We start from the raw sequence: 11,903 nt of genomic DNA on the forward strand, positions 1-11,903 counted from the left end.
CTCCTGGGCGATCCCGGTGGGGTAGAGCAGTACGTGCGCGGTGAGGATCGCCAGCTCCAGCAGCGTGGACCGGACGAGCGCGGCCGACGGGCGTGGGCGCGCCGCGACGAAGGAGCGTAAGAGGGTAAAGAGAAAGGGCAAGGCCCCCATGGCCGACCGACCTCCCGAACAGCACACAGCGGACGACCTCTCCCCCGTGTGCCCTCATGGGCAGCTGTGCGCGTGGCGGGCCACCCTTCTGTGCCGTGCGGCTGTCGGCACAGAGGGGCGGCCGCCTCGTCGCGGCTCCCCTCGCGGCCGCCCCGTGGTCCGGTGTCTCGTGGCCCGGCGCGTCTCGTGGTCGGAGCGGGCGATGTGGCCCGTGAGACGGGGGTTACGGGAGCGGTGCGTAGCGAACGTGGTGTCCCACGTGTGATTTCCCCCTCGGCCTCCACCGTGAAACGGCCGGGTGCGGGATGCTGAACACAGCGGCCGACGGCACGTACGCGCACGTACAGGGAGGCAGTGATGGGAGTGACCGGTCCGATCCGCGTGGTGGTGGCCAAGCCCGGGCTCGACGGCCATGATCGCGGCGCCAAGGTCATCGCACGGGCGCTGCGCGACGCCGGCATGGAGGTCATCTACACCGGGCTCCATCAGACGCCCGAGCAGATCGTCGACACCGCGATCCAGGAGGACGCGGACGCGATCGGCCTCTCCATCCTCTCCGGCGCGCACAACACCCTCTTCGCCAAGGTGATGGAGCTGCTGAAGGAGCGCGACGCGGAGGACATCAAGGTCTTCGGCGGCGGCATCATCCCCGAGGCCGACATCGCCCCGCTCAAGGAGCTGGGCGTCGCGGAGCTCTTCACCCCCGGGGCGACGACGACCTCGATCGTGGAGTGGGTCAACGCCAACGTCCGGCGGCAGACCGCCTGAGGACGAGGCTCCGGTCAGCTCCGGTCAGTTCCCGTCGGCGAGCTCCTCTCGCATCGCGGCGCGGAGGCGCAGCGTGCCGATGAGCCGCTGGTACGCCTCCGCCCAGTAGCCCGCCGCGCCGTGGGGCTCACCGTCCTCCCGTCCGGATGGGAAGACGGTGAGCGCCTCCAGCAGATCGGCCTGCTCCGGATCCAGACACCGCTCGGCCATGCCCATCACCCCGCTGAAGCTCCAGGGATAGCCGCCCGCCTCCCGGGCCGTGTCCAGCGCGTCCACCACCGCCCGGCCCAGAGGCTCCGCCCAGGGCACCGCGCACACGCCGAGCAGCCGGAACGCCTCCGACAGGCCGTGCGCCGCGATGAACTCCGCTACCCACCCGGCCCGTTCCCCGGGCGGCAGCGCGGACAGCAGCTTCGCCGGGTCCAGCCACGAGGCACCCATGGGCGCGGGCGGGGACGCGGCCGGGCCCAGCAGCGCCCGTGACCACTCCGCGTCCCCCTGCCGGACGGCGGCCCGGCACCAGGCCGCGTGGAGGTCGGGCCGCCAGCCGTCGGCCACCGGCAGGGCCACGGCCTCGGCGGCGCCCGCCACGCCGAGGCGCTCGCACCAGATCCCCAGCGGGGCCGCCTCCACGAGCTGGCCCAGCCACCACGACCGTTCGCCCCGGCCCGCCGGGGGCTTGGCCACGACGCCGTCGCGGCGCATCGCGGCGTCGCACTCGTGGGGCGCCTCCACGACCACGGTGTGCCGCCCGCCGGTGCGGTCCAGGGCGACGCAGGCCCTGGCCCGCTCCGCCATCCGGCCCGCGAGCGCGGACGCGGGGAGCGCCGACAGCAGCTCGGCGGCCGCGGCCCGGACGGTACGGCCCCGGTCCGTCAGGGCCCGTTCCAGGAACGGCTCGTCGGTGAGGGAGAGTTCGTCGCGCAGTGTGTCCAGGAACATCAGCCGGTCCTCCGCCCGCTCCTGGGTCCAGGTCGTGGCCAGCAGCTCCCGGGCGGCGGCGGGGTCGTGGCGCCGCAGCGACGTCAGCAGGGCCACGCGTTCCGCGAACAGGCCCTCCTGCCAGAGCTGGATGCGGTGCGCGGCGCCGTCCGCCCTGTCCGCCGTGTCCGTGGCGGCCGGTGCCGCGCTCGACGCCGGGGCGTCGCGCAGCGCGTATCTCCACTGCGGGTTGAGCCGCGCCAGCCACAGGGCGCGGGGGCCGCCCAGGGCCAGCGCCCCGGGCCGCAGGTCGCTGCGAGCGCGCGCCGCGTCGAGCAGCCCGGGCAGCAGGGCCTCCGGGGCGCGGTAGCCGTGGTCGTTGGCGGCCGCCAGCCACTGGGGCAGCAACTCGGTGAGGTCCGGGCCGCCGCCGCGGCGCCCGGAGCCGCCGGGGCCCGCCGCGCGCTCGGCGAGCAGCAGCGCCAGCCGGCGCCGGGCGGCCTCCGGCAGAGGCGGACGGACGTCCTCCGGCGCCGCCTCGGGCAGCGGTCGCGGTGTGGCAGGCAGGAGCGCGGCCCGGCGCTGTACGGTCCGCAGCGCGGCCTCGTCGAGCAGCGCCCCGGGGGAGGCGGGGCGGCGGTCCGTGCCGAGGAGGGCGGTGGTGACGAGGTCGTCCCAGGTGGTGGTCATCGCAGGTCTTTCCATCACAGGACTGCCTTCCATCACAGGACTGCCTTCCTTCGCAGGGCAGCTTTCCTTCGCAGGGCAGCTTTCCGTCACAGGGCTGCCTTCCTTCACGGGGCTGTTCTCCGTCACAGGGCCACCGGCTCCGGTGCCCAGGCCAGCAGTGGTGTGAAGCCCCGGTGCCCGCATTCGCCGAACACCCGCACCGGGCGCCCGCCCGATATCGCCGTCAGCCGCCACAGGGCCGATTCCTCACCGCCGGGGGACACCGGGAGGGCCGACCGGCCGTCCGCGTCCGCCAGTTGCCAGTCGCCGCCGTCCGGGCCGGGGACCGGGACCACCCCCGAGAGGACCACCGGCCAGCCCTCCAGCCACGGGTCGTCGCACAGCGCCTCGCCGTACGCCCGGAGCGCCTCCCGCGCGTCACCGCCCGGCGGCGGGCCGGGGACCGGCGCCGGGGCCGCGTGCCGGGTGCCCAGGACCGCCCGCAGCGGCCGGGCGGAAGGGTGGAAGGCGAGGTCCGCGTCCAGGGCCAGACCGACGGGGAGGGACAGCTCGGGCGCGCGGCCCGCCGCGCCGTAGGAGAGGAGCAGGGCCATCCGGCCCGTGTCCCGGCCCCGCAGCCAGACGCGCCGCGTGACCAGCCGGCCGTCGTCGCCGTCCCGCTGGGCCAGGACGAGCCAACGGTCGCGCACGAGCGGGGCGGTGGCCAGCAGCGATGCCTTGTCCGGCGTGACGCCCACGCGCGCCCGCACCGTCGCCGCCAGGGGCTCCGGCAGCTTTTCCAGCCGGAGGAACCCCTGGCCGAGGGTGTGGAGGAGCGCGCACTCCTCCAGCAGCCGGGAGGTCCGGCCGGCCCCGGAGCCGGAAGCCGCCACGGACGCCAACTCCCGGACCCGCGCGGCCAGTCCGGGCGCCTGGGCGTCGACCATACGGGCCGCCGTCTCCTCCCACCGCCCGTACGAGGCGGCGTCGGCCGACGCCAGGCCGCTCCGCAGCAGATCGGCGAGGCGCCGCTCCAGCTCCGAGGCTCCCTCGGCGATCCGCCGCGCGCGCCGCTCCGCCCGGCGGCGCGCGGCCTCCGGGTCGGCCGGGCCCCGGGACGCGCCGGAAGCGGCCGCCCCGGACCGCGCGGCCTCCCGCTGCCGCCGCCCGTCCAGCCACTGGGCCGCCCAGCCCGGCGGCGCCCCCTCCGGGACGGATCCCGGTCCCTCCGACCACGACAGCAGCAGCCCCAGCGCGTGCTTGCACGGGAACTTGCGGCTCGGACAGGAACAGTGGAAACCCGGCCCCGCCAGATCCACCACCGTCCGGTACGGCTTGCCGCCGCTGCCCGCGCACTCCCCCCAGACCGCGCCCGTGTGCGCACCCGCGCCCGACCACGGGCCGGGCGTCGCGAGCTTCGCGCCCGCCTTGCGTGATGCGGCGTCAGGTGCCAGTTCCAGCACGCGTTCCGCCGTCCAGCGTTCCCCCTGCGGATTCATGTCACCGACGGTAGGGGACCCCACTGACAATCGACCTCGGCACGACGAAACCGCAGGTCAGGTTGATTGTCAGTGGGGTGGTGCAGGGTGGTTCACGCCATCTTCGGGAACCGCACGACGAGGGGGACTTGTGACCGTGCCCGGAATCCAGACCGATGCCCTGCGCCCGCACGCCGAGGACGCTTTCGCCCACGAGCTGAAGGCCCTCGAGGCGGCCGACGACCGCCCCAGGCCCGAGCGTTGGCGGCTGTCGCCGTGGGCCGTCGCCATGTACCTGCTCGGCGGCACGCTGCCCGACGGCACCGTGATCACGCCCAAGTACGTGGGCCCGCGCAGAGTCGTCGAGGTCGCCGTCACCACGCTCGCCACCGACCGCGCCCTGCTGCTGCTCGGCGTGCCCGGCACCGCCAAGACCTGGGTGTCGGAGCACCTGGCCGCCGCCGTCAGCGGCGACTCCACCCTGCTCGTCCAGGGCACCGCCGGCACCGCCGAGGAGGCCATCCGCTACGGGTGGAACTACGCCCGGCTGCTCGCCGAAGGCCCCAGCCGCGACGCGCTCGTGCCCAGCCCCGTCATGCGGGCCATGGCCGAGGGCATGACCGCGCGCGTCGAGGAGCTGACCCGCATCCCCGCAGATGTCCAGGACACCCTCATCACCGTCCTGTCCGAGAAGACCCTCCCCATCCCCGAGCTGGGCCAGGAGGTCCAGGCCGTGCGCGGGTTCAACCTCATCGCCACGGCCAACGACCGCGACCGCGGGGTCAACGAGCTCTCCAGCGCGCTCCGCCGCCGGTTCAACACGGTCGTCCTGCCCCTGCCCGCCACCGCCGAGGACGAGGTCGGCATCGTCGCCCGCCGCGTCGACCAGATCGGCCGCTCCCTGGACCTGCCCGCCACGCCCGACGGCATCGACGAGATCCGCCGCGTCGTCACCGTCTTCCGCGAGCTGCGCGACGGCGTCACCGCCGACGGCCGCACCAAGCTCAAGTCGCCCTCGGGAACGCTCTCGACGGCCGAGGCGATCTCCGTCGTCACGGGCGGGCTCGCGCTCGCCGCCCACTTCGGCGACGGCGTGCTGCGCGCCGGGGACGTGGCCGCCGGCATCCTCGGCGCGGTCGTCCGCGACCCAGCGGCCGACCGGGTGATCTGGCAGGAGTACCTGGAGACCGTCGCCCGCGAACGGGACGGCTGGAAGGACTTCTACCGCGCCTGCCGCGAGGTGGCCGCGTGACCGGGACCGCCGCCCCGGTGCTCCTCGGCGTACGCCACCACGGCCCGGGCTCCGCACGGGCCGTACGGGCCGCCCTCGACCGGTGCCGGCCCGCCGCCGTGCTGATCGAGGGCCCGCCCGAGGCGGACGCCCTCGTCCCCCTCGCCGCCGAGGAGGACATGCGCCCGCCCGTGGCCCTGCTGGCCCACGTCGCCGGGGAACCGGGCCGCGCCGCGTTCTGGCCGTTCGCCGCGTTCTCCCCGGAGTGGGTCGCCCTGCGCTGGGCCCTCGCCCACGACGTCCCGGTCCGCTTCATCGACCTGCCCGCCGCGCACACGCTCGCGCTGGGCGAGGAGGCCAGACCCGGGCCCGGCGCGGGGACCGGCCCTGACGTGGGGACCGGACCCGGGCCCGAGGCCGTCCCCGGACCGGCAGAGGACGCGAGTCCGCGCACCGACCCGCTCGCCGTGCTCGCCGGAGCCGCCGGGTACGACGACCCCGAGGCCTGGTGGGAGGACGTCGTCGAGCACCGTCGCGGCGAGGGCGACGCGCTCGCCCCGTTCGAGGCCGTCGCCGAGGCCATGGGCGAACTCCGGTCCGCCCTCGGTGAGGAGGGCGGCACCGCCCACGCCGGGCGCGACGCGGTCCGCGAGGCCCATATGCGGCTCAAGCTCCGTGAGGCGCGGCGGGAGTTCGGGGACGCCGTCGCGGTCGTGTGCGGCGCCTGGCACGTGCCCGCCCTCGCCGAGCGGCGGACCGTGACCGCCGACCGGCAGGCGCTCAAGGGCCTGCCCAAGGCCAAGGTCGAGATCGGCTGGGTGCCCTGGACCCACCGCCGCCTCTCCCGCCACAGCGGCTACGGCGCCGGCGTCACCTCGCCCGGCTGGTACGGGCATCTCTTCCGGTCCCCCGACCGGCCCGTCGAGCGCTGGATGACCGACGTCGCCCGGCTGCTGCGCGCCGAGGGCCACCCCGTCTCCTCCGCCCACGTCATCGAGGCCGTACGGCTCGCCGAGACCCTCGCCGTGATGCGCGGCCGCCCGCTCGCCGGGCTCACCGAGACCGTCGACGCCATCCGCGCCGTGATGTGCGACGGCTCGGACGTGCCGCTCGCTCTCGTCCGGGACCGGCTGGTCGTCGGCGACGTGCTGGGCGAGGTTCCCGACGCCGCGCCCGCCTCGCCCCTCCAGCGCGACCTGGACCGGCAGCGGCGCACGCTGCGGCTCAAGCCCGAAGCGGCCGCGCGCGACTGCGAGTTCGACCTGCGCAAGGACACGGACGCGGCCCGCAGCAGGCTGCTGCACCGGCTGCGGCTGCTCGGCGTCGACTGGGGCGAGCCGCTGCCCTCGCGCGGCGGGCTCGGCACGTTCCGGGAGGGCTGGCGGCTGTGCTGGGAGCCCGAGTTGTCCGTACGGATCGCCGAGGCCGGGGCGTGGGGTACGACGGTGGAGGGAGCGGCGACGGCCAAGGCCGAGTCGCTGGCGCGCGAGGCCACCGCGCTCGCCGGGATCACCGACCTGGCCGAGCGGTGCCTGCTCGCGGGCCTGCCCGACGCCCTGCCCGTCGTCATGCGCGCCCTCGCCGACCGCGCCGCCCTCGACTCGGACGCGGGCCACCTGGCCCGGGCGCTGCCCGCCCTCGTCCGCTCCGTGCGCTACGGCGACGTGCGCCGCACGGACACGGCCGCCCTCGCCGAAGTGGCCGCCGGTCTCGCCGAGCGCGTCTTCGTCGGCCTGCCCGCCGCCTGCGCGGGCCTCGACACGGACGCGGCGGCGGAGATGCGCGGCCATGTGGACGCCGTGCACCAGGCGGTCGCCCTGCTGGCGGAGCCCGCGGACGCCGTCGCGGCCCCGGCCGCCGCGCCGCCCGGCCTCAGGGACCGCTGGGCCGCCGTCCTGAAGGTGCTCGCCGAGCGGGACGGGCTGCCGGGCGGGATACGCGGCCGGGCCGCGCGGCTGCTGCTCGACGACGGGCGCCTGACGCACGAGCGGGCGGCCCGGCTGATGGGCCTCGCGCTCTCGGTCGGTTCGCCGCCCGCCGAGGCGGCGGCCTGGATCGAGGGGTTCGTCGGCAGCGGCGGCTCCGGCGGGATGCTGCTCGTCCACGACGAGGGCCTCCTCGACCTCGTCGACGGCTGGCTCACCGGAGTGCCGTCCGAGTCCTTCACCGGCGTACTGCCGCTGCTGCGGCGCACGTTCTCCGCGTTCGAGCCGGGGGTGCGGCGGACGCTGGGCGAGCGGATACGCCGGGGCGGCCCGGGCGCCGGCCCGAAGTCCCCGGACCACGGCGCGGCACCGGGCTTCGGCCCGGGCCTGGACCCGGAGCGCGCGGCGGCCGTCCTGCCGACGCTGCGACTGCTGCTGGGAGCGGAAGCGGTGCCGGAGCCGGAGGCGGCACAGACGGAAGCGGCACAGACGGAAGCGGTACGGACAGGAGTAGGGGGAGTACTCGCGTGACTAACGAAACGACCGGCACCACCGCGGAAGCGGAGCGGCTGCGCCGCTGGCGGCTCGTGCTCGGTGCGGAGGGCGGCCCGGGTAGCGGGCAGGGGGCCGCCGGCGGTGTCCTCGCCGGCGCCGACGCCGCCATGGACCGGACCCTGGAGGCGCTGTACGGCGGCGGAGCCGACGGCGGCGAGACCGGCGGCCCGTGCCGGGGCGGGCTCGGCGCGTCCGCGCCACGGGTCGCCCGCTGGCTGGGGGACATCCGGACGTACTTTCCGGCTTCCGTCGTTCAGGTGATGCAGCGGGACGCCATCGACAACCTCGGGCTGTCCGCGCTGCTGCTGGAGCCGGAGATGCTGGAGGCCGTCGAGGCCGACGTCCATCTCGTCGGCACCCTGCTCTCCCTCAACAAGGCGATGCCCGAGGCCACCAAGGAGACCGCGCGGGCCGTCGTCCGCAAGGTCGTCGCGGACCTGGAGTCCCGCCTCGGCGGCCGGACCCGCGCCACCCTCACCGGTGCCCTCGACCGCTCCGCGCGGACGTCCCGCCCCCGCCACGCCGACATCGACTGGGACCGCACCATCCGGGCCAACCTCAAGAACTACCTGCCCGCCCACCGCACGGTCGTCCCCGAGCGCCTGATCGGCTACGGCCGGGCCTCCCGGGCGGTGAAGAAGGAGGTGATCCTCTGCATCGACCAGTCGGGCTCCATGGCCGCCTCCGTCGTCTACGCCTCCGTCTTCGGCGCGGTCCTCGCCTCCATGCGCGCCCTCGACACACGTCTCGTCGTCTTCGACACGGCCGTCGTCGACCTCACCGACCAGCTGGCCGACCCGGTGGACGTGCTCTTCGGCACCCAGCTCGGCGGCGGCACGGACATCAACCGCGCGCTCGCCTACTGCCAGTCACGGATCACCCGGCCGGCCGAGACGGTCGTGGTCCTCATCAGTGATCTCTACGAGGGAGGCATCCGGGATGAAATGCTCAAGAGGGTCGCCGCGATGAAGGCGGCCGGGGTCCGGTTCGTCACCCTGCTGGCCCTGTCCGACGAGGGCGCCCCCGCCTGCGACCGCGACCACGCGGCGGCCCTCGCCGCCCTGGGCGCGCCCGCCTTCGCCTGCACCCCGGACCTCTTCCCGGAGGTCATGGCCGCCGCCCTGGAGAAACGCCCGCTGCCGATACCCGACCCGGCCGTCTGAAGGCCCCCGGCGGTGGCCCCCCGTGACGGCCCCCGGTGACACCCCCGGCTACGCCGAACGCGGCCGAACGCGTGCGGGCGTCGTCGCGATCTGTGAGCGTAATCACGGCCGGAGTGTGATCTGCGATTTAGGGACCTCCCTCCCTCGGGGATAACCTGCGAGACGGACATGCCGCGTCAACGGTGAACGTGTGCCGCCCTCGCCCGTGCTATCCCGGGGCGCAAACCCCCGGACCTTTGCGGAGATCGCGCCCTCACGCCGCCCTGCGGCACGCCCGCGCAGACAACGAACCGCGATATCCATGGAAAAGGGACGGACGCGCGTGGACCTGTTCGAGTACCAGGCGAGGGACCTCTTCGCCAAGCACGGTGTACCGGTGCTGGCCGGTGAAGTCATCGACACGCCTGAGGCGGCGCGCGAGGCCACTGAGCGTCTGGGCGGCCGTTCGGTCGTCAAGGCTCAGGTGAAGGTCGGTGGCCGCGGCAAGGCCGGCGGTGTGAAGCTGGCCGCCACGCCGGACGAGGCCGTCGCCCGCGCGACGGACATCCTCGGCATGGACATCAAGGGCCACACGGTCCACAAGGTCATGATCGCCGAGACCGCTCCGGAGATCGCCGAGGAGTACTACGTCTCGTACCTCCTCGACCGCACCAACCGCACCTTCCTCGCCATGGCGTCCGTCGCCGGCGGCATGGACATCGAGGAGGTCGCCGCGACGACCCCCGAGAAGCTCGCCAAGGTGCCGGTCGACGCCAACGAGGGCGTCTCCATCGAGAAGGCCCGCGAGATCGTCGCCCAGGCCGCCTTCCCGGCCGAGGTCGCCGAGCAGGTCGCCGAGGTCCTCGTGACCCTGTGGAAGACCTTCGTCGCCGAGGACGCGCTCCTCGTCGAGGTCAACCCGCTCGCCAAGGTCGCCGACGGCCGCGTCATCGCGCTCGACGGCAAGGTCTCCCTGGACGCCAACGCCGAGTTCCGTCAGCCCTCGCACGAGGAGCTCGAGGACAAGGCCGCCGCCAACCCGCTCGAGGCGGCCGCCAAGGCCAAGGGCCTGAACTACGTCAAGCTCGACGGCCAGGTCGGCATCATCGGCAACGGCGCGGGTCTCGTCATGAGCACCCTGGACGTCGTCGCCTACGCCGGTGAGAACCACGGTGGTGTCAAGCCCGCCAACTTCCTCGACATCGGTGGCGGCGCCTCCGCCGAGGTCATGGCCAACGGCCTCGAGATCATCCTGGGCGACGAGGACGTCAAGTCCGTCTTCGTCAACGTCTTCGGTGGCATCACCGCCTGTGACGCGGTCGCCAACGGCATCGTCCAGGCCCTGGCCCTGCTCGAGTCCAAGGGCGAGAAGGTCGAGAAGCCGCTCGTCGTGCGCCTCGACGGCAACAACGCGGAGCTGGGTCGCAAGATCCTGACCGACGCCAACCACCCGCTGGTGCAGCAGGTGGACACCATGGACGGCGCCGCCGAGCGCGCCGCCGAGCTGGCTGCGAAGTAAGGAACGAGGTCACTAGAACACCATGGCTATCTTCCTCACCAAGGACAGCAAGGTCATCGTCCAGGGCATGACCGGCTCCGAGGGCCAGAAGCACACCAAGCGCATGCTGGCTTCCGGCACCAACATCGTCGGTGGCGTGAACCCGCGCAAGGCCGGCACGACCGTCGACTTCGACGGCAACGAGGTCCCCGTCTTCGGCTCCGTCAAGGACGCCATGGAGAAGACCGGCGCCGACGTCACGGTCATCTTCGTCCCGGAGAAGTTCACCAAGGACGCGGTCGTCGAGGCCATCGAGGCCGAGATCGAGCTCGCCGTCGTGATCACCGAGGGCGTCGCGGTCCACGACACCGCCTCGTTCTGGGCGCTGGCCCAGGCCAAGGGCAACAAGACCCGCATCATCGGCCCCAACTGCCCGGGTCTGATCAGCCCCGGCCAGTCCAACGCGGGCATCATCCCGGCCGACATCACCAAGCCCGGCCGCATCGGTCTCGTGTCCAAGTCCGGCACGCTGACCTACCAGATGATGTACGAGCTGCGCGACCTCGGCTTCAGCTCCTGCGTCGGCATCGGTGGCGACCCGATCATCGGCACCACCCACATCGACGCCCTGAAGGCCTTCCAGGACGACCCCGAGACCGACCTGATCGTCATGATCGGCGAGATCGGCGGCGACGCGGAGGAGCGGGCGGCCGACTTCATCAAGGAGCACGTCACCAAGCCGGTCGTCGGCTACGTGGCCGGCTTCACCGCGCCCGAGGGCAAGACGATGGGCCACGCCGGTGCCATCGTGTCCGGTTCGTCCGGCACCGCCCAGGCGAAGAAGGAGGCCCTCGAGGCCGCGGGCGTGAAGGTCGGCAAGACCCCGTCCGAGACGGCCCGCCTCGCGCGCGCCGCGCTGGCCGGCTGACGCCGCCCAGGTTCCACGGCGTGGGCCCGCACCCCGGCAGGGGGTGCGGGCCCACGCCCGTTTGTGGGTGCCACGCATACGGCCCGTATGCGGGTGCCACGCCTGTACGCGGCTGCTGCCGCACCTGGTTGGACTAAAAGGTTCATAACCGTATTCGTTGCCATACAAGCGACACGACGGTTAAATGCCAGCTACCCGCCCGAAAGGCGCGTTCTTGGCAGCATGGCCCTGTGAGTGAATACGCCGGTCACGGCCCGTCGCCGACGACGGAGCACCGGCCCGCGGAGGCGGGCCCGGTGCCCTGGGCGCCGGCGCTGCCCGGATCGGCGAGCACGGCGTTCATCGGCGGGGTGCTCGCCGCGGGGCTGGGACTGGGGGCCTTCGCCATGGCCGTCCTGGCGATGTGGATCACCTCCCCGTACCCCGACAGCGGCCCCGCGGGCGCGCTGCGCGTCGCCGCGGACCTGTGGCTGCTCGCGCACGGCGCCGGCCTCGTGCGGACCGAGACACTGGCCGGGCCGCCCGCGCCCATCGCGCTGACCCCGCTGCTGTGCGCGCTCGTGCCCTGCACCCTGCTCTACCGCGCCGCCTGCCACGCCCTCGAGCCCCCCGAGGACGCGCCCCCGGACACCCCCGGC

General features: G+C 74.3%; 9 protein-coding genes. 7 read left to right on the forward strand and 2 right to left on the reverse strand.

Going from position 1 to position 11,903, the window contains the following annotated elements:
• The first annotated feature begins 507 nt into the window (after window positions 1-507).
• Window positions 508-918: a cobalamin B12-binding domain-containing protein gene (locus K6I33_RS22940; RefSeq protein WP_229356205.1), complete on the forward strand. Its 411-nt coding sequence runs from the start codon at window positions 508-510 to the stop codon at window positions 916-918.
• Window positions 919-942: 24 nt separating this feature from the next.
• Here K6I33_RS22940 and K6I33_RS22945 read toward each other — a convergent pair whose 3' ends face one another.
• Window positions 943-2,529 (reverse strand): DUF5691 domain-containing protein, encoded by a 1,587-nt coding sequence (locus K6I33_RS22945; protein ID WP_229356207.1) that lies wholly within the window; start codon window positions 2,527-2,529, stop codon window positions 943-945.
• 122 nt (window positions 2,530-2,651) lie between these two features.
• Window positions 2,652-4,007, reverse strand: a complete 1,356-nt coding sequence (locus tag K6I33_RS22950; protein WP_229356209.1) for an SWIM zinc finger family protein — start codon at window positions 4,005-4,007, stop codon at window positions 2,652-2,654.
• Between K6I33_RS22950 and K6I33_RS22955 the strand changes: the two genes are divergently transcribed.
• The 6 genes from K6I33_RS22955 to K6I33_RS22980 all read left to right on the forward strand — a co-directional run.
• Window positions 4,006-5,238 carry an AAA family ATPase gene (locus K6I33_RS22955; protein ID WP_229356211.1) on the forward strand — a complete coding sequence of 411 codons (1,233 nt, stop codon included), beginning with the start codon at window positions 4,006-4,008 and terminating at the stop codon, window positions 5,236-5,238. The genes K6I33_RS22950 and K6I33_RS22955 overlap by 2 nt on opposite strands.
• Window positions 5,235-7,673 carry a DUF5682 family protein gene (locus K6I33_RS22960; RefSeq protein ID WP_229356212.1) on the forward strand — a complete coding sequence of 813 codons (2,439 nt, stop codon included), beginning with the start codon at window positions 5,235-5,237 and terminating at the stop codon, window positions 7,671-7,673. Before K6I33_RS22955 ends, K6I33_RS22960 begins: the two co-directional genes overlap by 4 nt.
• Entirely contained in the window at window positions 7,670-8,860 is a 1,191-nt protein-coding gene (locus K6I33_RS22965; RefSeq protein ID WP_229356214.1) for a VWA domain-containing protein, read from the forward strand. The genes K6I33_RS22960 and K6I33_RS22965 overlap by 4 nt, the downstream gene beginning before the upstream one ends.
• Window positions 8,861-9,182: 322 nt before the next feature.
• Complete coding sequence (gene sucC / locus K6I33_RS22970; RefSeq protein WP_229356216.1) at window positions 9,183-10,358, forward strand: ADP-forming succinate--CoA ligase subunit beta; 1,176 nt, start codon at window positions 9,183-9,185, stop codon at window positions 10,356-10,358.
• 22 nt (window positions 10,359-10,380) lie between these two features.
• Entirely contained in the window at window positions 10,381-11,265 is an 885-nt protein-coding gene (gene sucD, locus K6I33_RS22975; RefSeq protein ID WP_229356218.1) for a succinate--CoA ligase subunit alpha, read from the forward strand.
• A 230-nt stretch (window positions 11,266-11,495) separates the two neighbouring features.
• On the forward strand, window positions 11,496-11,903 hold a 408-nt coding region (locus K6I33_RS22980), incomplete at its 3' end, for a DUF6350 family protein (protein ID WP_308297273.1).

The sequence above is a fragment of the Streptomyces sp. UNOB3_S3 genome, assembly GCF_020740895.1.
GTDB lineage: Bacteria > Actinomycetota > Actinomycetes > Streptomycetales > Streptomycetaceae > Streptomyces.

Bases quoted from the DNA above. Each gene is read 5' to 3' on its own strand.
- sucD (WP_229356218.1), top strand. From the start codon at position 10,381: ATGGCTATCTTCCTCACCAAGGACAGCAAGGTCATCGTCCAGGGCATG.
- K6I33_RS22950 (WP_229356209.1), bottom strand. From the start codon at position 4,007: ATGAATCCGCAGGGGGAACGCTGGACGGCGGAACGCGTGCTGGAACTG.
- K6I33_RS22945 (WP_229356207.1), bottom strand. From the start codon at position 2,529: ATGACCACCACCTGGGACGACCTCGTCACCACCGCCCTCCTCGGCACG.
- K6I33_RS22955 (WP_229356211.1), top strand. From the start codon at position 4,006: ATGTCACCGACGGTAGGGGACCCCACTGACAATCGACCTCGGCACGAC.
- K6I33_RS22940 (WP_229356205.1), top strand. From the start codon at position 508: ATGGGAGTGACCGGTCCGATCCGCGTGGTGGTGGCCAAGCCCGGGCTC.